Annotated in this window: 19 protein-coding genes and 1 tRNA gene; 4 read left to right on the top strand and 16 right to left on the bottom strand. The window is 70.2% G+C overall.

The features are described 5' to 3' along the window. Window positions 1-7: 7 nt before the first annotated feature. The 7 genes from rpsK to AC4MBH_RS09105 all read right to left on the bottom strand — a co-directional run bounded on the left by rpsK (window position 8) and on the right by AC4MBH_RS09105 (window position 3,670). Complete coding sequence (gene rpsK / locus AC4MBH_RS09135; RefSeq protein ID WP_148613673.1) at window positions 8-412, bottom strand: 30S ribosomal protein S11; 405 nt, start codon at window positions 410-412, stop codon at window positions 8-10. A gap of 62 nt (window positions 413-474) precedes the next feature. Beyond that, the gene (gene rpsM / locus AC4MBH_RS09130; RefSeq protein WP_491794536.1) at window positions 475-852 is read right to left on the bottom strand and encodes a 30S ribosomal protein S13; all 378 of its coding nucleotides are present in this window, start codon (window positions 850-852) and stop codon (window positions 475-477) included. A gap of 172 nt (window positions 853-1,024) precedes the next feature. Continuing rightward, the gene (gene rpmJ / locus AC4MBH_RS09125; protein ID WP_004008316.1) at window positions 1,025-1,138 is read right to left on the bottom strand and encodes a 50S ribosomal protein L36; all 114 of its coding nucleotides are present in this window, start codon (window positions 1,136-1,138) and stop codon (window positions 1,025-1,027) included. A 28-nt stretch (window positions 1,139-1,166) separates the two neighbouring features. Then, complete coding sequence (gene infA, locus AC4MBH_RS09120) at window positions 1,167-1,388, bottom strand: translation initiation factor IF-1 (protein ID WP_232679687.1); 222 nt, start codon at window positions 1,386-1,388, stop codon at window positions 1,167-1,169. Window positions 1,389-1,620: 232 nt separating this feature from the next. Continuing rightward, window positions 1,621-2,652: an LLM class flavin-dependent oxidoreductase gene (locus tag AC4MBH_RS09115; protein WP_491794535.1), complete on the bottom strand. Its 1,032-nt coding sequence runs from the start codon at window positions 2,650-2,652 to the stop codon at window positions 1,621-1,623. 78 nt (window positions 2,653-2,730) lie between these two features. Further along, window positions 2,731-3,456, bottom strand: coding sequence for a hypothetical protein (locus tag AC4MBH_RS09110; RefSeq protein ID WP_491794534.1), 726 nt, complete (start codon window positions 3,454-3,456; stop codon window positions 2,731-2,733). 132 nt (window positions 3,457-3,588) lie between these two features. Further along, window positions 3,589-3,670 (bottom strand) — tRNA-Tyr (locus tag AC4MBH_RS09105). Between the two features lie 123 nt (window positions 3,671-3,793). Between AC4MBH_RS09105 and AC4MBH_RS09100 the strand changes: the two genes are divergently transcribed. Further along, window positions 3,794-4,285 (top strand): YajQ family cyclic di-GMP-binding protein, encoded by a 492-nt coding sequence (locus AC4MBH_RS09100; RefSeq protein ID WP_491794533.1) that lies wholly within the window; start codon window positions 3,794-3,796, stop codon window positions 4,283-4,285. A gap of 68 nt (window positions 4,286-4,353) precedes the next feature. Here AC4MBH_RS09100 and AC4MBH_RS09095 read toward each other — a convergent pair whose 3' ends face one another. The 4 genes from AC4MBH_RS09095 to AC4MBH_RS09080 are packed head-to-tail and all read right to left on the bottom strand — an operon-like array spanning window position 4,354 to window position 8,079. Then, the gene (locus AC4MBH_RS09095; RefSeq protein WP_491794532.1) at window positions 4,354-5,340 is read right to left on the bottom strand and encodes a sulfate/molybdate ABC transporter ATP-binding protein; all 987 of its coding nucleotides are present in this window, start codon (window positions 5,338-5,340) and stop codon (window positions 4,354-4,356) included. Between the two features lie 9 nt (window positions 5,341-5,349). Next, window positions 5,350-6,159 carry a sulfate ABC transporter permease gene (locus AC4MBH_RS09090; protein ID WP_491794531.1) on the bottom strand — a complete coding sequence of 270 codons (810 nt, stop codon included), beginning with the start codon at window positions 6,157-6,159 and terminating at the stop codon, window positions 5,350-5,352. Continuing rightward, entirely contained in the window at window positions 6,152-7,033 is an 882-nt protein-coding gene (gene cysT, locus AC4MBH_RS09085) for a sulfate ABC transporter permease subunit CysT (RefSeq protein ID WP_491794530.1), read from the bottom strand. Before cysT ends, AC4MBH_RS09090 begins: the two co-directional genes overlap by 8 nt. A 5-nt stretch (window positions 7,034-7,038) precedes the next feature. Continuing rightward, the gene (locus AC4MBH_RS09080) at window positions 7,039-8,079 is read right to left on the bottom strand and encodes a sulfate ABC transporter substrate-binding protein (protein ID WP_491794529.1); all 1,041 of its coding nucleotides are present in this window, start codon (window positions 8,077-8,079) and stop codon (window positions 7,039-7,041) included. A gap of 345 nt (window positions 8,080-8,424) precedes the next feature. Here AC4MBH_RS09080 and AC4MBH_RS09075 point away from each other — a divergent pair, with 345 nt between their 5' ends. Further along, window positions 8,425-10,410 (top strand): 2-oxoacid:acceptor oxidoreductase subunit alpha, encoded by a 1,986-nt coding sequence (locus AC4MBH_RS09075; protein WP_491794528.1) that lies wholly within the window; start codon window positions 8,425-8,427, stop codon window positions 10,408-10,410. Further along, window positions 10,407-11,501: a 2-oxoacid:ferredoxin oxidoreductase subunit beta gene (locus AC4MBH_RS09070; RefSeq protein WP_491794527.1), complete on the top strand. Its 1,095-nt coding sequence runs from the start codon at window positions 10,407-10,409 to the stop codon at window positions 11,499-11,501. Before AC4MBH_RS09075 ends, AC4MBH_RS09070 begins: the two co-directional genes overlap by 4 nt. Window positions 11,502-11,577: 76 nt before the next feature. On the opposite strand, the gene AC4MBH_RS09065 is transcribed toward AC4MBH_RS09070, so the two are convergent. Then, window positions 11,578-12,078 carry a hypothetical protein gene (locus AC4MBH_RS09065; RefSeq protein WP_491794526.1) on the bottom strand — a complete coding sequence of 167 codons (501 nt, stop codon included), beginning with the start codon at window positions 12,076-12,078 and terminating at the stop codon, window positions 11,578-11,580. 83 nt (window positions 12,079-12,161) lie between these two features. Here AC4MBH_RS09065 and rarD point away from each other — a divergent pair, with 83 nt between their 5' ends. Then, window positions 12,162-13,070, top strand: a complete 909-nt coding sequence (rarD, locus tag AC4MBH_RS09060; RefSeq protein ID WP_491794525.1) for an EamA family transporter RarD — start codon at window positions 12,162-12,164, stop codon at window positions 13,068-13,070. A 7-nt stretch (window positions 13,071-13,077) separates the two neighbouring features. On the opposite strand, the gene AC4MBH_RS09055 is transcribed toward rarD, so the two are convergent. From AC4MBH_RS09055 to nuoL, 4 genes are read right to left on the bottom strand one after another with little or no spacing between them, the layout of a single operon-like run. Further along, window positions 13,078-14,067, bottom strand: coding sequence for a polyprenyl synthetase family protein (locus tag AC4MBH_RS09055; RefSeq protein ID WP_491794524.1), 990 nt, complete (start codon window positions 14,065-14,067; stop codon window positions 13,078-13,080). Then, entirely contained in the window at window positions 14,064-15,671 is a 1,608-nt protein-coding gene (gene nuoN / locus AC4MBH_RS09050) for an NADH-quinone oxidoreductase subunit NuoN (protein WP_491794523.1), read from the bottom strand. The genes AC4MBH_RS09055 and nuoN overlap by 4 nt, the downstream gene beginning before the upstream one ends. A gap of 1 nt (window position 15,672) precedes the next feature. Next, on the bottom strand, window positions 15,673-17,313 hold the full coding sequence (locus AC4MBH_RS09045; protein WP_491794522.1) for an NADH-quinone oxidoreductase subunit M: 1,641 nt from the start codon (window positions 17,311-17,313) through the stop codon (window positions 15,673-15,675). Next, entirely contained in the window at window positions 17,314-19,242 is a 1,929-nt protein-coding gene (gene nuoL, locus AC4MBH_RS09040; protein ID WP_491794521.1) for an NADH-quinone oxidoreductase subunit L, read from the bottom strand. It abuts the gene before it with no gap. Window positions 19,243-19,248: the final 6 nt, after the last annotated feature.

The raw sequence follows: 19,248 nt of genomic DNA, 5'->3' as shown, positions 1-19,248 counted from the left end.
TCTCGGGTCAGACGCGCCGGCGCTTGGGCGGGCGGCATCCGTTGTGCGGGGCGGGGGTGACGTCCTGGATGGTGCCGACCTCGAGGCCGATGGCACCCAGCGACCGGATCGCGGTCTCGCGGCCCGAACCGGGGCCCTTGACGAAGACGTCGATCTTCTTCATGCCGTGCTCCATGGCGCGTCGGCCGGCGGCCTCGGCGGCCATCTGCGCGGCGTACGGCGTGGACTTGCGCGAGCCCTTGAAGCCGACGGTGCCGGCAGAGGCCCACGAGATGACCGCCCCGGTGGGGTCGGTGATCGTGACGATCGTGTTGTTGAACGTGCTCTTGATGTGGGCCTCGCCCTGAGCGACGTTCTTCTTCTCCTTGCGGCGGACCTTCTTGGCGCCGGCCGCGCGAGCCTTGGGAGGCATCGGTTATCTCCTTGGTGAGCTGGTCTGGAAGTGAAGGCGGTGAGGCGCGCGAGCGCGTCGCGTCACTTGGTCTTCTTCTTGCCGGCAACCGTGCGCTTGGGGCCCTTGCGGGTGCGCGCGTTGGTCTTGGTGCGCTGGCCGCGGACCGGGAGGCCCATGCGGTGGCGGCGACCCTGGTAGCTGCCGATCTCGATCTTGCGGCGGATGTCGGCCTGGACTTCACGACGGAGGTCACCCTCGATCTTGAACTCCAGGCGCTCGACCTCGTCGCGGAGCCTGACCAGCTCGTCGTCACCCAGCTGGTGCACCCGCATGTTGGGGTCGACACCGGTCAGCTCGAGGAGCTGCTGGGAACGGGTACGGCCGATGCCGTAGATGTAGGTGAGCGCGATCTCGATGCGCTTGTCGCGCGGGAGGTCGACGCCGAGGAGGCGTGCCATGTGGATGGCCTTTCGGTTTCTGCAGCGGTTTCGTCCGCGATGCGTCTGGTGCCGCCACGAGTGGCGAGCCCAGCTCCGGCCGTCTGCTCCGGAGGTGATTCGGTGACCAGTGGGTCACCTAGCGATCACGGTGTGGTGTGTTGAGTTGTGGTGGTGCCGTGCGGCGTGGGACTCAGCCCTGGCGCTGCTTGTGACGCGGGTTCTCGCAGATCACCATGACGCGGCCGTGGCGACGGATCACCTTGCACTTGTCACAGATCGGCTTGACGCTCGGGTTGACCTTCATGTCGACCCTTTCTCGGGTGTCGGCTGGCTTACTTGTACCGGTAGACGATGCGACCGCGGGTGAGGTCGTACGGCGAGAGCTCGACGACGACCCGGTCCTCGGGGAGGATCCGGATGTAGTGCTGTCGCATCTTGCCGCTGATGTGCGCGAGGACCTTGTGGCCGTTGCTGAGCTCGACCCGGAACATCGCGTTGGGGAGGGCCTCCACAACGGTGCCCTCCATCTCGATCACGCCTTCTTTCTTCGGCATGTCCTCACATTCGTTCGTGTGTCGTGTGTCTACCGTTCGACCCGGGAACCTCGACTCCGGCGGAGCCGTGGACCTCAGGGGTACTGCGTGAACCTCTCCCGGGCGCACAGCGAGGTGCTCCCCGAGGAGGACCGGCGGTGGCTCGAGCAGCCGCGAGGCGCACGAAACAGAACCCATGTTGGGCCGACACACCAGTTTAGGGTCCGACTGGTGGCAGAGACGAATCCCCGACTCACCCGAGGAGGCGGAGGGTCTCCTCGCGCGCGGGGGAGGTCGCGGGCTCGGTGCCCGTGTAGGCGCCGGCCACCGGGTGCACCATCACCTCGTCCACGTCGTACGTCGCCGCGAGCTCGGCGATCCGGGCCCGGCCGGACGCGGCGTCGCCGATCACCCACTTCGCGGCCATGGCCTCGACCAGCTGCTGCTCGTCGACCCGGAGCTCGCGCTTCTCGGCCTCCTCGACCAGCACCTGGGCCTCCAGGGGCTGTCCCGAGCGCAGCGCGAGCATCATCAGCAGCTGCGGCAGGGCCAGCCGGCGCGCCTCGTCGTCGGTGGCGGCCACCGAGGCGTTGACGGTGAGGAAGGTGCGCGGCTCGGCGAGCACGTCGGAGGGCCGGAACTGGGAGCGGTAGAGCTGGAGCGCCGCGGCCGTGCCCTCGCCGGAGAAGTGGTGGGCGAAGACGTAGGGCAGGCCCTTCTCGGCGGCGAGGCGGGCGGAGTAGTCGCTGCTGCCGAGCAGCCACGCGGTCGGCACCCCGCTGGCGCGCGGGGTGGCGTTGAGGACGTGGGTGCGGCCCTGGACCTGGACCCCGACGCCGCCGGTGTCCATCATCGCGACCAGGTTGTCGACGTACTCGGGGAAGCGGCTGACGGCCTCGTCGGTGACGCCGCCGGCCCCGTGCCGCAGCGCCCAGCTGGTGACGGGGTCGGTGCCGGGCGCCCGGCCGATGCCGAGGTCGATCCGGCCGGGGTGGGCGGCCTCGAGCAGCGCGAACTGCTCGGCGACCACCAGCGGGGCGTGGTTGGGCAGCATCATGCCGCCGCTGCCCACCCGGATCCGCTCGGTCGCCCCGGCGATCATCGCGATCAGCACGGGCGGGTTGGTGGCCGCCACGGCCGGCATGTTGTGGTGCTCGGCCACCCAGTAGCGCTGGTAGCCGAGCCCGTCGGCGGCGCGCGCCAGGGCGAGCGAGGCGCGGACGGCGTCGCCGGTGGTCTGGTCGGAGCGGACGGGCACGAGGTCGAGCACGGAGAGCGTGGGCATCGTCGGAGCAGAACGCGCGAACGGCCGCCCGCATTCCGCGGGCGGCCGTCCGGAGCCGTGGGTCAGCCGGTCACTGGGTCACGGGGCGACGGGGGCGACGTAGTCGCTGGAGTCGCCGGTGACGACGACGTAGAAGCGCTTGCGGGTGGTCGAGGTGGTGACCTGACCGTCGCTGAGGCGCGGGCTGACCACGAAGTGCTCGGAGTTGTTGGTCCCGGCGGGCGCGCAGGAGACGACCGTGGCGATCGCGCACCGGGTCGCGGTGATCTCGCCCGAGAACTCGGGGTTGGCGTCGGGGTTGAGCGACCGACCGTTCATGATGCCGTCGGTGTTCTGGTCGAGCTGGTTCTGCAGCGCGATGGTGGTCACGATGCCGTTGTCGGTGAGGTCCTCGTTGGCGTCGATGTAGACGTTGCCCACCGCACCCAGGGGCGTGGTGAGGTCGGCGTCGTAGCGCGAGGCGACGGTGAAGCCACCCGACTGCGCCTCGATCTGCCCGGTGGCGTCGACGAGCACCCAGCGCCCGACACCGGCCGGGCCCTGCGGGCCGGTCTCGCCGTCCTGACCGTCGGCACCGGCCGGGCCCTGCTTGCCCTGGCGCACCGTGCCGGGGGCGAGGTCGCGCGGGTAGATGCCGCCGTCCTTGATGTCGATGCTGCGGATCGAGTTGTCGCGGATCTGGTTGCTGCCGATGGTGGCCGCGGCGTACGACGTGCCGCCGAGGGCGACGACGAGCGCAGCGGTGGACATGAGCATCGCGCCGCTCGGCCGCTTGCCGGCCAGGCGCTGAGGGATACGGAGCATGAGGTGGCCCTTCGGTCGGGGCGGCCCGTCCCGGACCGCTCAGTCCCTATCCGAGGCCGGGAGCCGTCCGGATTGGCCGACGGCTGAGAAAAAGCAGCGAGGGCCCGCACGCGATGCGTCGGGCCCTCGATGTGGCAGGTGCTGGATTCGAACCAGCGTAGGCTGTGCCGGCTGATTTACAGTCAGCTCCCTTTGGCCGCTCGGGCAACCTGCCGGGGGTGTGTCGAACCGTGTTGGAACGGTCGGCGACGAGGGACGACAATAGCGCAGCCCGACCTCGATGAGGGAATCGATCTCCTCCCCCATCGCCCAGCCGCAACAGAGGAGCAGCACACCCATGGCCGACTCGTCCTTCGACATCGTCAGCAAGATCGACCGCCAGGAGGTCGACAACGCGCTCGGCCAGACGGCGCGCGAGATCGCCACCCGCTTCGACTTCAAGGGCACCGGCGCGACCATCGAGTGGCAGGGCGAGGAGGCCATCGAGATCACGGCCTCGGCCGACGACCGCGCCACCGCCGTCCTCGACGTGTTCAAGGACAAGCTGATCAAGCGCAAGCAGAGCCTGAAGATCCTCGACGCCGGCGAGCCCCGCGCCTCCGGCCGACAGTCCAAGATCGGGATCGCCCTCAAGGAGGGCATCTCCAGCGAGGACGCCAAGAAGATCACCAAGCTGATCCGCGACGAGGGCCCCAAGGGCGTCAAGGCGCAGATCCAGGGCGACGAGCTGCGGGTCTCGTCGAAGAAGCGCGACGACCTCCAGGCCGTGCAGGCCCTGGTCAAGGACCAGGACTACGAGTTCGCGGTGCAGTTCACCAACTACCGCTGAACCCGCGTCCGACCGGACGTCGACGCCCGGCCTGCGCACTCGCGCGGGCCGGGCGTCGTCCGTGCGGGTCAGCCTGCGACGACGACCGGCTTGCCGGCGCCGCGCGGGACCATCACCGCGCCCGGGGCAGCGACCATCCAGACCCGGCTGCCCTCCTCGACCCCGAGGCTGCGCAGGTGGCTGCGGGTCATCGTGACGATCACGTCTCCTTCGGCGGTGGCGACGGTCAGCTTCACCTCGAAGCCCACCCGCAGGGCCCGGGAGACGGTGCCTTCCGTGCCGCCCGGGACGGGGCTCAGGGAGATGTCCACGTCGTGCGGGCGGACCGTCTGGCCGGCGAGGGTGGTGACCTCGCCGAGGAAGCTCATCACGAAGTCGTTGGCCGGCTCGTCGTAGAGCTGCTCGGGGCCACCGATCTGCTCGACCCGGCCCTCGTTGATGACGACGATCTCGTCGGCGACCTCGAGGGCCTCCTCCTGGTCGTGCGTCACGAAGACCGTGGTCACGTGGACCTCGTCGTGCAGACGCCGCAGCCAGTCGCGCAGCTCCTTGCGCACCTTCGCGTCGAGCGCGCCGAACGGCTCGTCGAGCAGCAGCACGGTCGGTTCGACCGCGAGGGCCCGGGCCAGCGCCATCCGCTGCCGCTGTCCGCCGGAGAGCTGGTTGGGCATCCGGTGCGCGAACTGCGAGAGGTGCACGAGACCGAGCAGCTCGTCGACGCGCCGCTTGACCTCGTCCTTGGGCCGCTTGCGGATCTCGAGGCCGAACGCGACGTTCTTGGCGACCGTCATGTGCTTGAACACCGCGTAGTGCTGGAAGACGAAGCCGACGTTGCGCTTCTGCGGCGGCAGCGAGGTGGCGTCGGTGCCCTCGATCTTGATCGTGCCGGTGTCGGCCGAGTCGAGGCCGGCGATGATGCGCAGCAGCGTGGACTTGCCGCCGCCCGACGGGCCGAGCAGGGCGGTCAGCTGCCCGGTGGGGATGGTGACGTTGACGTCGTCGAGGGCGACGAAGTCGCCGAACTTCTTGGTGACGCCGGTGATGTCGATGCTCATGGTGCTACCTCACTCTTCGGTCTTGGGTCGGAGCAGCGCCACCGTCACGAGGCAGGCGATGCTGACGAGGACGAGGAGGAAGGCGATCGCGTACGCCTGGTCCTGGGCGAAGTTCTGGTACTTCTCCTCGACCATGAGGGTGGCCGTCTGGGTCTTGCCGCTGATGTTGTTCGAGACGACCTTGACCGCGCCGAACTCACCGACCGACCGCGCCGTGGCCAGCACGACGCCGTACACGACGGCCCACTTGATGCTGGGCAGGGTGATCCGCCAGAACGTCTGGGGGGCGTTGGCCCCCAGGCTGCGCGCTGCCTGCTCCTGGTCGTCGCCGATCTCGGTCAGCACCGGGACGATCTCGCGGATGACGAGCGGCAGCGCGACGAACGTCGTCGCCATCACCAGGCCCGGGGTGTGGAAGATGACGTCGATCCCGGCGTCGCTCATCGACGGCCCGAACCACCCGTCGCGGCTGTTGTAGACCAGCACCAGGGACAGGCCCACCACGACCGGCGAGACCGAGAGCGGGAGGTCGATCAGCGCCGACAGCAGCCGCTTGCCCGGGAACTCGTAGCGCACCAGGAGCAGCGAGATGGCGACGCCGAAGAACAGGTTGATCAGCACGGCCACCAGCGCGACCCGGCCGGTGAGCGCGAGCGCCGCCTGGACGTCGGGCTCCTGCAGGGTCTCGAGCAGGTTGCCGGTGCCCTGCTCAAAGGTGCGGAAGGCCAGGAGGCCGGTCGGCCAGGCGACCAGGAAGAAGACGTAGGCGACGGCGAGCAGCCGCAGTGCCCACCTCGTGGGAGTCGAGACCTTAACCACGTCGGGCCACCCGCCTCTGGACCAGGTCGAGCACCACGATGACCACGAGCGCGACCGCCAGCAGGACCGAGGCCAGGGCGGCGGCGGTGGCGTAGCTGCCGTTCTCGATGAACGACAGGATCCGCACCGAGGCGACCTCGGTCTCGTACGGCCTGCTGCCGCTGAGCAGCACCAGGGACCCGAACTCCGAGATCGCGCGGGCGAAGCTGAGCGTCGCGCCCGCGATGATCGCCGGGAACAGGCTCGGCAGGATGATCCGGCGGAAGATGGTCAGGCGGCTCGCACCGAGCGAGGCCGCAGCCTCCTCGACGTCGGCGTCGAGCTCCTCGAGCACCGGCTGGACCGTCCGCACGATGAAGGGCAGCGTCACGAACGCGAAGGCGAGCAGCACCGAGTTCGGCGTGAAGGCCCAGTTCAGCCCGATCGGGCTGTTCGGGCCGTACAGCGCCAGCAGCACCAAGCCGGCCACGATGGTCGGCAGCGCGAAGGGCACGTCGATGATGACGTTGAGCACCGACTTGCCCCAGAAGCGGTCCCGCACCAGCACCCAGGCGATCACCGTGCCCATCACGACGTTGAGCAGGGTGACGATGGCTGCCGACCGGACGGTGAGCAGCACCGCGGCCCAGGTCTGGTCGTTCTGCAGGACGTTGAAGTAGCTGTCCCATCCGCCAGACGCGGCGCGAGCCACGATGGCGGAGAGTGGGAGCAGCACCAGGAGGCTGAACCAGAGCATCGTGATGCCCAGTCCGATCCCGGCGCCGCCCGTGAGCGTGCTGCGAGGGGTCGTCCGCTTCGCACGACCAGGCCGGCGTCCCTTGGGGGACGCCGGCCCGGCCGTGTCGATCGACGCCCCGGAGAGCGCGGCCGACATGAGTCCTACTCCTCGCCGACCTGGCCGGTCTGCTGCTGGATCTCGGTGATGATGCCGAGGGGGTTGTCCTCCTCGCCGTCGCCGAAGTACTTGTCGGCGGCCTCACCCCACCCGTTGAAGTCGTCGTCGATCGTGTAGAGCGTCCCGGGCGTCGGGAACGGGTCGCTGGGGTCGTTGGCACCCTCGACCTCGGGGATCTCGACGCCGTCGACGACCGGGCGGAAGCCGAACGCCGCGTAGTCGGCCTGGGCCTCGGGGCCGGTGAGGAACTCGAGGAAGGCCTGGGCGCCCTCCTTGTCGGCACCCGCGGTGGTCACGGCGGCCGGGTTCTCGATCAGGAGCGTGTCGTCGGGGACGACGTAGTCGATGTCGGCGCCGTTCTGCTTCGCCAGGATCGCCTCGTTCTCGTAGGACAGCAGGACGTCGCCGCTGCCGTCGGTGAACGCGGTGGTCGCCTCGCGACCGCTGCCGGGCAGGGCGATGACGTTCTCGAGCAGTCCGGTCACGAACTCGCGACCGGCCGCCTCGTCGTCCCCGCCGCCGGTGGCGTGTGCCCAGGCCGCGAGGATGTTCCACCGCGCGGAGCCGGACGAGCCGGGGTTGGGGGTGATGATCTCGACGCCGGGCTCGACCAGGTCGTCCCAGCCCTCGATGCCCTCGGGGTTGTCGGGCCGGACCACGAAGACCACCACCGACGACGTGGCGATGCCGTTGGTGGCGTTGTCCCTCCAGTCCTCCGCCACGAGGCCCTCGTCCACCAGGCGGGTGATGTCGGTCTCGAGCGAGTAGTGCACGACGTCGGCCTCGGAGCCGGCCACGACGGCGCGGCTCTGGTCACCGGACGCGCCGTACGACGGCTCGAACTCGACCCCGTCGCCCTCGTCGCTGCCCTGGAAGTCCTCGAAGATGCCTTCGTTCGCCGCCTCGAGGATGGAGAACCCACTGAGGGCGACCGTGTCGTCCCCTCCCCCCGAGTCGCCTCCACCGCACGCACTCAAGGCCAGCACCACGGCGCCCAGGGCTGCCGTGACCTTGATGTTCTTCATGTTGTCCCGCTCTCTCGCGATCGGCGTCGAAGTGACGCTGTTCAGGTAACTGGAGCAGACTAATCAACATAAGTAAGCCGCGCGAATCAGACTCGCCGGATGGCCGCGTCCGGTCTGGACCAGCGCGCCCCGCCCGGGCCCGTTCGCGGCGCCGCCGGGTCCACGACGACGCCTCCCACGTGGCGAGCATCACCTTCCGACAGGCAGGACGGCCTGGGTCCACGCACGGCGCCGACTACCCTGGAACAGGCGCACGGGACCGGACCGGACGAGCAAACTGCAACGTGTTCTAGTTTGCTGCCGGCCGCCGTACGATGGCTGGTCATCGCGGCACGAGCCGGCGACATGAACGTGACGAAGGTGGGACAGGTGTCCAAGCAGGTCAAGCAGCTCGATCGGGTGATCATCCGGTTCGCGGGCGACTCCGGTGACGGCATGCAGCTCACCGGGGACCGGTTCACCCAGGAGTCGGCCGTCTTCGGCAACGACCTGGTGACCCTGCCGAACTTCCCCGCCGAGATCCGGGCGCCCCAGGGGACGCTGCCGGGTGTCTCGTCGTTCCAGGTGCACTTCGCCGACCACGACATCCTCACCGCGGGCGACGCCCCCGACGTGCTGGTGGCGATGAACCCCGCAGCGCTCAAGGCCAACGTCGGCGACCTGCCCAAGGGCGCCACGATCATCGTCGACACCCACGACTTCACCAAGCGCAACCTCGACAAGGCCGGCTACGACGCCAACCCGCTCGACACGCTCGGCGACGCCCACGACTCCCTGGGCGACTTCGCGGTGCACGCCGTCAACCTCACCGGGATGACCGTCGAGGCCGTCAAGGAGTTCGGGCTCTCGCGCAAGGACGCCGCCCGGGCCAAGAACATGTTCGCCCTCGGCCTGCTGTCGTGGATGTACGGCCGCCCCACCGAGGGCACCGAGGCGTTCCTGGCCAAGCGGTTCGCCAAGGTCCCCGACATCCGCGACGCCAACCTGACGGCGTTCAAGACCGGCTGGAACTACGGCGAGACCACCGAGACGTTCGTGGTCCGCTACGAGGTGAAGCCGGCGGTGATGGCGCCGGGCACCTACCGCAACATCACCGGCAACCTCGCCCTGTCCTACGGCCTGATCGCCGGCGGCGTCCGGTCGGGCCTGCCGGTCTTCCTCGGCTCCTACCCGATCACCCCGGCCTCCGACATCCTCCACGAGCTGAGCAAGCACAAGTCGTTCGGCGTCACCACGCTGCAGGCCGAGGACGAGATCGCCGGCGTCGGTGCCGCGATCGGCGCGTCGTTCGGCGGGTCGCTCGGCGTGACCACCACGTCGGGGCCCGGCATCGCCCTGAAGTCCGAGGCGATCGGGCTGGCCGTGATGACCGAGCTCCCCCTGGTCGTCGTCGACGTCCAGCGCGGCGGCCCCTCCACGGGGCTCCCGACCAAGACCGAGCAGGCCGACCTGATGCAGGCGATGTTCGGCCGCAACGGCGAGGCGCCGCTGCCCATCGTCGCGCCGCAGTCGCCGGGCGACTGCTTCGCCGCCGCGGTGGAGGCCACCCGGCTCGCGGTCACCTACCGCACGCCGGTGATGCTGCTCTCCGACGGCTACCTCGCCAACGGCTCCGAGCCGTGGCGGATCCCCGACTTCGACGACCTGCCGCCCATCGACCCGGCCTTCGCGACCGAGCCCAACCACGTCGCCAAGCCCGAGCAGGTCGCCGACGACGGCACCGTGACCCCCGCGGTCATGGACTACTGGCCCTACCTGCGCGACGAGGAGACCCTGGCCCGGCCGTGGGCGGTCCCCGGCACGCCCGGTCTCGAGCACCGCATCGGCGGGCTCGAGAAGGGCGAGGGGCACGGCAACATCTCCTACGACCCCGCCAACCACGACCTCATGGTCCGCACCCGCCAGGCCAAGATCGACCGGATCGCCGAGTCGCTGCCGCCGCTCGAGGTCGACGACCCGTCGGGCCGCGCCAAGGTCCTCGTCATCGGGTGGGGCTCGACGTACGGCCCGATCGGCGCCGGCTGCCGGCGCGTCCGCAAGGCCGGGTACGACGTCGCGCAGGTGCACCTGCGCCACCTCAACCCGTTCCCCCGCGACCTCGGCGACATCCTGCGCCGCTACGACAAGGTCCTGGTGCCCGAGATGAACCTGGGCCAGCTCTCCACCCTGCTGCGCGCGAAGTACCTGGTCGACGCGATCGGCTACAACCACGTGCGCGGGTTGCCGCTCAAGGCCGCCGAGCTCGCCGAGGCGATCGGCAACCTCGTGGCCGACGCCGAGGGCGTCGAGGTCGACCTCACTCCCACCACTGCTCCTGGAGCCACCTCATGACCGCCGATCTCGGCATGCCCGACCAGCGCACCGGCATCGAGCTGGTGCCCTCGACCGACCAGCCGCAGACCGGCAAGGACTTCTCCTCCGACCAGGAGGTCCGCTGGTGCCCCGGCTGCGGTGACTACGCGGTGCTCAAAGCCGTGCAGGGCTTCCTGCCCGACCTCGGTCTACGTCGCGAGAACATCGTCTTCATCTCCGGCATCGGCTGCTCCTCGCGCTTCCCCTACTACCTCGACACCTACGGGATGCACTCGATCCACGGCCGCGCGCCGACGATCGCGACCGGCCTGGCCACCGCCCGCGAGGACCTCTCGGTCTGGGTCGTCACCGGCGACGGCGACGCGCTGTCCATCGGCGGCAACCACCTGATCCACGCACTGCGCCGCAACGTCAACATGACGATCCTGCTGTTCAACAACCGGATCTACGGCCTGACCAAGGGCCAGTACTCCCCTACCAGCGAGGCCGGCAAGGTCACCAAGTCGACCCCGATGGGCTCGGTCGACCACCCGTTCAACCCGGTGTCCCTGGCCCTCGGCGCCGAGGCGACCTTCGTGGCCCGCACCATCGACTCCGACCGCAAGCACCTCACCTCGGTGCTCTCGGCCGCCGCCGCCCACCGCGGCACGTCGCTGGTCGAGATCTACCAGAACTGCCCGATCTTCAACGACGGTGCGTTCGACGCGATCAAGGGCGCCGACACCAAGGCCGACGCGATCATCCCGCTGGTGCACGGCGAGCCGATCTGCTTCGGCGCCCAGGTCGACGGCCTGGGCACCAAGGGCCTGGTCCGCGACCCCGAGACCGGGGGCGTCAAGGTCGTCCAGGTGGCCGACGTCGGCGAGCAGGCGATCCTGGTCCACGACGCCCACGCCGCCGACCCGTCCACGGCGTTCGCGATCTCGCGGCTCACCGCGGCCGACTACCTCCACCAGGCCCCGATCGGGATCTTCCGCCAGGTCGACCGGCCGACGTACGACGACCAGGCCCGCGCCCAGATCGTCCAGGCCCAGGACGCCGCTCCCGGCGCCCCCCAGGACCGCCTCACCGCCCTGATCAACGGCGGCGACACGTGGACGGTCGTCTGACGAGGAACGAGTCAGAGCACGACGACGAAGGGCCCCCGCCGGTGGCGGGGGCCCTTCGTGCGTCAGTCGGCGCCGGTCAGAGCGGCAGCTTGCACCGCTGCGACTTGGTCTTGGTGCAGGTCAGCCACCAGTCGCTGTAGCTGCGCTGCGCCTTGACCCGCCACACCCAGCCGCGCAGGCGCGGCGGCGCGTCGATGACGGCGACGTAGCGGCCGTCCTTGAGGTACTTCCGCTTGTAGAACTTGAAGTTGCAGGTCTCCCGCTGCTTGTTGCACTTCGTCGCCCGCTGGATGTAGACCGGTCCCTTGGACGGGGTCACCGAGCCCTGGATGACCAGCCGCCTGGGGCCGTCGGGCCGGACGCGGCGCTTGACGACCTTGGCCGTGATCGTGAGCTCCTCGGCGCGCGCGCTGGAGCGCGGGGTGACCGCACCGTCGCTGACGACGAGGCGCTCGGCGGCGGTGCTGGCGTCGGAGCCGGAGCCCGCGACGCGGGCCGTGGCCGTGGTGGGGCTCAGGCCCATCGACGCGGTCAGTGCCAGGGACAGGACCGCGAAGACGATGCGGGGGGAACGCATGGGGATCCTCCAGAGGGTGAGAGGTGACCAGGGGCTCCTGCCCTCGGTCTCGGGCCGACAAACCCTCACTCTAGAGTCGCGACGTGGAGGTACGACGGGGGCTGGCGCTGGGCGTCACCGCCTACGTCCTGTGGGGTGCCTTCCCGCTCTACTGGCCGCTCCTGGAGCCGGGCGGGGCGGTGGAGATCCTGGCCCACCGCGTGGTCTGGTCGGTGCTCACCCTGGGCCTGCTCGTGCTGGTGTTCCACCGCCGTACCGAGCTGCGCGCGATCGTCGCCGACCGGCGGGTGACCCTGGTGCTCCTGGTGGCCGCGGTGACGATCACCGCGAACTGGACCACCTACATCTACGGCGTCAACAGCGGCCGGGTGGTGGAGACCTCGCTCGGCTACTTCATCAACCCGCTGGTGACCGTGCTCATGGGGGTGCTCCTCCTCGGCGAGCGGCTGCGGCCGGTGCAGTGGGTGGCGATGGGCGTCGGCACCGCCGCCGTGGGCGTGCTCACCTGGGACTACGGCCGGCCTCCCTGGATCGCGCTGGTGCTGGCGTTCTCGTTCGGCACCTACGGGCTGGCAAAGAAGTCCGCCGACGTCGGCGCGGTCGAGAGCCTGGCGTTCGAGACGGCGGTGATCGCGCCGTTCGCCCTGGTCTACCTGGCGTTCCTCGGCGCCAGCGGCGACGGCCACTTCGGCTCCGAGGGCGTCGGCCACGCGCTGCTGCTGACCACGACCGGCGTCGTCACCGCCGTCCCGTTGATCTGCTTCGGCGCCGCGGCGACCCGGATCTCGATGGTCTCGCTCGGGCTGCTGCAGTACCTCGCCCCGACGATCCAGTTCGTCCTCGGGCTGGTGGTCTTCTCCGAGTCCATGACCGGCGGTCGCTGGGTCGGCTTCACCCTCGTCTGGCTGGCGCTGGCGATGTTCACCTCCGAGGCGCTGCGGCACCGCCACCGGCAGCTCGCCCTGGCCGCCGGGTCGACGGCGGCCGCGTAGGCCTGGCTCAGCTGCTGCGCACCGCGACGACGTCGGCGAAGTCCTCGAGCGCGGCGCGCACCGACCCCTCGGGCAGCACGGTGAGCAACGCCTTGGCCTCCTGGGCGCGGGCGACGACGTAGGCACGGGCCTGGTCGAGCGCGGGGTGCTTGCGCAGCAGGTCGAGCGCCTCGGCGTGCAGGGCGTCGTCGGTCAGGTCGGAGCGCAGCAGCTCCAGGAGCCGGGCGTCGTCCGGGTCGGTGGACGCCTGGGCCATCAGCACCGGCAGCGTCGGCACGCCCTCGCGCAGGTCGGTGCCGGCGGTCTTGCCCGACACGGTGGTCTCGGAGGCGACGTCGAGGATGTCGTCGGAGAGCTGGAAGGCCGCCCCGACGATCTCGCCGTACGCCGTCAGCGCCTCCTCCACCTCGCTGCTGGTGCCGCTGAACCGGGCGCCGTAGCGCGCGGAGGTGGCGATCAGCGAGCCGGTCTTGCCCGCGACGACGTCGAGGTAGTGCTGGAGCGGGTCGCCGGTCGGCTCGACGCCCTCGAGGATCTGGCCCTCGACGAGCCGGGTGAAGGTCGTGGCCTGGATGGTGACGGCCTCGGCGCCGAGGGTCGCGGTCAGCTCGGAGGACTTCGCGAAGAGCCAGTCGCCGGTGAGGATCGCGACGTGGTTGTCCCACCGGCTGTTGGCCGAGTCGCCGCCCCGACGCAGGACCGCCTCGTCCATCACGTCGTCGTGGTAGAGCGACCCGAGGTGGGTGACCTCGACGACGCAGGCCGCGGTCAGGACGTCGGGGTGCCCGGGGTCGGCGCCGGCCTCGGCGGCGAGGAGCACCAGCAGCGGGCGGAACCGCTTGCCGCCGGCGGTGAGCAGGTGCCTCGCCGCCTCGGTGACGTACGGCGAGGAGCTCTTCGCGTGCTCGAACAGGGCCGCCTCGACCTGGGCGAGCCGCTGGCGCAACCGGTCGGCGAGCGCGTCGTCGGCGATCGGCAGGGCCAGGTCGGTGGTCACCGGACGAAGTCTCCCACCTGGGCCGCGAGGTCGAGTACCGGCCCGGGCACGACGCCGAGCGCGAGCGTCGCCGCTGCGCACACGGCGATCGTCACGCTGGTCAGCGGCGAGGGCGTCGTGACCGAGGCCGCCTCGACCACGCCGTCACGACCGGGCTCGGGGTCGGTGAAGAACATCAGGCGGATGAAGCGCACGTAGAAGTAGACCGAGATGACGCTGGCCGCGATCGCGACCAGCACGACCGGCCAGGCACCCGCCGACATCGCCACCGTGAAGACCGCCCACTTGCCGATGAAGCCCGCGGTCAGCGGGATGCCGGCCATGGAGAGCAGGAAGAACGCGAAGACGCCGGCCACGATCGGCGAGCGCTTGCCGAGCCCGGCCCAGCGGGCGAACGACGGCGCCTCGCCGTTGGCGTCGCGCACCACCGTGACGACCGCGAAGGCGCCGACCGTGGCGAAGCCGTAGGTGGTCAGGTAGAACAGCACGGCCTGCAGCGAGGTGACCTGGCCGTCGGCCAGGTCGACCGGCGACTGGACGCCGAGCACGCCGGTGAGCAGGAAGCCGGTGTGGGCGACCGAGGAGTAGGCGAGCATCCGCTTGACGTCGCTCTGCACGCAGGCGAGCACCGCGCCGACCAGCATGGTCAGGATCGCGACGGCCCACATCATCGGCTGCCAGTCCCAGCGGTCGGCACCGAACGCGACGTAGTAGAGCCGCAGGATCGCGCCGAAGGCGGCGATCTTGGTGGCCGCCGACATGAACGCCGTGACGGCGGTCGGCGCGCCCTGGTAGACGTCGGGCGTCCACGCCTGGAACGGGGCGGCCCCGACCTTGAACAGCAGGCCGACCGAGAGCATCGCGATGCCGAGCAGCAGCAGCACCCGGTCGTCGGAGCCGTTGACCACGGCGGTGTGGATGGCCGCGAAGCTCATCGAGCCGGCGTAGCCGTAGACCAGCGCGACGCCGTAGAGGAAGAAGCCGGAGGAGAAGGCGCCGAGCAGGAAGTACTTCAGCGCGGCCTCCTGGCTCAGCAGGCGGCGACGACGCGCCAGCCCGCAGAGCAGGTACAGCGGCAGCGAGAGCACCTCGAGCGCGACGAACATGGTGAGCAGGTCGCCGGAGGCCGGGAAGAGCATCATGCCGCCGACGGCGAACATCACCAGCGGGTAGACCTCGGTGTGCGCCAGGCCCCGGGCCGAGGCCTCGCGCTCGCCCTCGCTGCCGGGCATCGCGGCCGCCTGGCCGGCGAAGACCGGGACGCCGGCCTCGAGCCGGCGCTCGGCGAACAGTGCGACGCCCGCGAGGGCGAAGAGCAGGATGAGGCCCCAGAGGTAGACGGCGGGGCCGTCGACCACGACCGAGCCCTCGGCGCCGACGATGCCGCGGCCGGCACCGTCGCCGACCTCGGCCAGGTCGAGCCCGACCAGGACCGTGGCGACCATGGCCGCCACGACGCCGGCAGCGGCGAGCGAGACCTGGACGACGTGGCGGCGCTCGCGCGCGACGAACGCCTCGACGACGACACCGAGGACGGCGACGCCGAAGACGATGAACAGCGGCGAGAGCTCGGCGTACTCGATGGTGGGCTTGAGGTAGTCCATCTCAGTGGCCCTCTCCGTCGTCGATCACGTGGGCGCCGAGGCGACTGACCTCGGGGCCGTCGTCCTGGACGCCGACCTTCTCCTGCAGGAGGTTCTCGGCGTAGGGGTTGCTGAGGTCGAGCAGCGGCTGCGGGAAGAAGCCGAAGACGACCAGCGCCACCAGCAGGGGCGCGACCGCTAGGACCTCGCGGGGCGAGAGGTCGGTGACCGCGCCGACGCCGGCGCCGGTCCGGGTCCCGACCGCCGTGGCGGTGCTGCCGGTCGAGGTCGTGCCGTGGGCGCCGGTCTTCGGGTCGCCGGTACCGGCATCGCCGTCGTGGTGGTCGTGGGTCACCCCGAGCGGGTCGAGGCCGGGCCCGGTGAAGATCCGCTGGTACATCCACAGCACGTAGATCGCGGCGAGCACGATGCCGGTGACCGCGAAGGCGCCCACCCACCAGTGGTAGTCGAAGGCGGCGAGCAGCACCAGGAACTCCGAGACGAACGGGCTGAGGCCCGGCAGGCCGAGCGTCGCCAGGCCGGCGACGAGCATCAGGCCGGCCAGCACCGGGGTGGCCTTCTCGTAGCCGCCCATCTGGCTGATCAGCGTGGTGCCGCGGCGGCGGATCAGGTAGCCGGCGACCAGGAACAGCATCGCGGTGCCGATGCCGTGGTTGACCATGTAGAGGATCGCGCCGGAGGAGCCCTGGGTGCTGAACACGAAGATGCCGAGGGTGATGAACCCGAAGTGGCTCAGCGAGGTGAGGCCGATGAGCCGCAGGACGTCGTCCTGGGCGATCGCGACCAGCGCGCCGTAGATGATGGAGACGACGGCGAGGGTCACCACGACCGGGGTGGCCCACTGCGAGGCCTCCGGGAAGATGCCGAGGCAGAAGCGCAGCATGCCGAACGTGCCGATCTTGTCGAGCACGCAGACCAGCATCACGCTGACACCTGGGGTCGTCTTCTCGGTGGTGTCGGCCAGCCAGGTGTGCACCGGGAACAGCGGCGCCTTGATCGCAAAGGCGATGAAGAACCCCAGGAACAGCCAGCGCCCGGCCCCGGTGGAGATGTCGAGCTGCTCGAGGTCCTCGAGCAGGTAGGACGGCGTGCCCTCCTGCGCGGAGACGACGTAGAGACCGATGACCGAGGCCAGCAGCACCAGCCCGCCGGCGAGCTGGAACATCAGGAACTTCACCGCGGCGCTGCCGCGGCCCTCACGGCCGAAGCCGCCGATGAGGTAGAACGCCGGGATCAGCGTCGCCTCGAAGACGACGTAGAAGAGGAACACGTCGGTGGCGCAGAAGACCGCCAGCGACAGCGCCTCGAGCGCGAGCATCCAGGCGTAGTAGGAGCGCGGCGACGCGTCGCTCTCGTGCCAGCCGGCCAGCATCACGATCGGCGTCAGCACGACGGTGAGCAGCACCATGAGCAGGCCGAGGCCGTCGACGCCGAGGGCGTAGTGCACCCCGAACGCCGGGATCCAGTCGACCTGGGTCTCGTGCTGCATGCCGCCGTCGACCTCGAACTGCAGGGCGGCGACCGCGGCGACCGCGAGGGTCGCGACCGCGAAGCCGAGACCGGCCAGGCGAGCCGTGGCTGCCGGCAGGAACGGGATGACCAGCGCCCCGACGAGGGGAAGGAGGATGAGAAGGGTCAACATCTAGAGCTGCACCGCCAACATGGCCAGGGCGACGAGGACGACGCCGACGAGGACGGACAGGGCGTAGGAGCGCACGTAGCCGGTCTGCACCTTGCGCAGCTGGCCACCGAGCGCCTTGACCGCGGCCCCACCGCCCATGAAGGCGCCGTCGGCACCCGAGCGGTCGAAGACGAACAGGCCGGAGACCAGGCTGCGGCCGGGCCGGACGACCAGGCCCTCGTTGATCTCGTTGCCGTAGAGCTCGTTGCGCGCGGCCCGGGTGGCGAAGGAGACGTCGGTGGGCGCGACCTCGGGCACGTCGCGACGCTGGTAGAGCAGGACCGCGACCGCGACGCCCGCCACCACCACCAGGAGCGTGATGGCGGTGATCGCCCAGATCGGCAGCGGCAGGTCCGGGTGGGACTCGGGACCCACGACCGGCTCGAGCCAGTGCAGGATCCAGTCGCCGAGGAGCAGCAGCCCGCCGGCGGCGGACAGCACCGCGAGGGCGATCAGCGGGAAGGTCATCACCGCGGGCGACTCGTGCGGGTGGACGTCGCGCTGCCAGCGCTTCTGGGAGAAGAACGTCATCAGCAGCAGGCGGGTCATGTAGAACGCCGTCACGCCGGCGCCGAGCAGCGCGCAGGCGCCGACCAGCAGGCTGTGGCCCAGCGCGACCTCGATGATCTTGTCCTTGGACCAGAACCCGGCGAAGGGCGGGATGCCGATGATGGCGAGGTAGCCGACGACGAAGGTGCCGAAGGTGACCGGCATCGCCTTGCGCAGCAGGCCGTAGTGGCGCATGTCGACGTCGTCGTTCATGCCGTGCATCACCGAGCCGGCGCCGAGGAACATGTTGGCCTTGAAGAAGCCGTGCGTGAGCAGGTGGAAGATGGCGAACGCGTAGCCGGCGGGGCCGAGCCCGGCGCCGAGCATCATGTAGCCGATCTGGCTCATCGTCGAGCCGGCGAGGGCCTTCTTGATGTCGTCCTTGGCGCACCCGATGACCGCACCCCACAGGATGCTGATGACCGCGACCACGATGACGGCGGTCTGGGCGTCGGGCGCGCGCTCGAAGACGAAGTTGGAGCGGACGACGAGGTAGACGCCCGCGGTGACCATGGTGGCGGCGTGGATCAGCGCCGAGACCGGCGTGGGTCCCTCCATCGCGTCGAGGAGCCAGGCCTGCAGCGGGAACTGGGCCGACTTGCCGCAGGCGCCGACGAGCAGCAGGATCCCGAGCGCGGTCATCGCGGTCTCGCTCGCCTGGCCGGCGCCGGCGCTGATCACCGCGAAGCTGGTGGAGCCGAACAGCGTGAAGGCCAGGAAGATCGCCAGCGCCATGCCCATGTCGCCGACCCGGTTGATGACGAAGGCCTTCTTGGCGGCCTGCGCCGCGGAGTGCTTGTGCTGCCAGAAGCCGATCAGCAGGTAGGACGCCAGGCCGACGCCCTCCCAGCCGAGGAACAGGCCGAGGTAGTTGTCGGCCAGGATCAGCATCAGCATCGCGGCGACGAACAGGTTGAGGTAGCCGAAGAACCGGCGACGGCGCGGGTCGTGCGCCATGTAGCCGATCGAGTAGATGTGGATCAGCGACCCGACACCGGTGATGAGCAGCAGGAACAGCGCCGCCAGCGGGTCGTAGAGCAGGCCCATGTCGACGTCGAGCGCGCCGACGCTGATCCAGTCGTAGACGTGCTGGCCGACCTGCCGCTCCTCCTCGTCGCGGTCCATCAGCCGGAGGAACATCACCAGGCTGAGCACGAACGAGCCGATCGGCAGCGCGGTGCCGAGCAGGTGGCCCCACCTGTCGGTGAAGCGGCCGCCGAGCAGCAGCACCGCGGCGCCCAGCAGGGGTAGCGCGATCACCAGCCACAGCAGGCCGAACACGCCGTCGGCGCTCTCCGGAGCCACGATCGGGACCTCGTGGCCCGTCTCCAAGACGTACATAGGTGT

Source organism: Nocardioides sp. WJ219, assembly GCF_058559815.1.
This window is presented reverse-complemented; position numbering and strand designations above follow the sequence as displayed.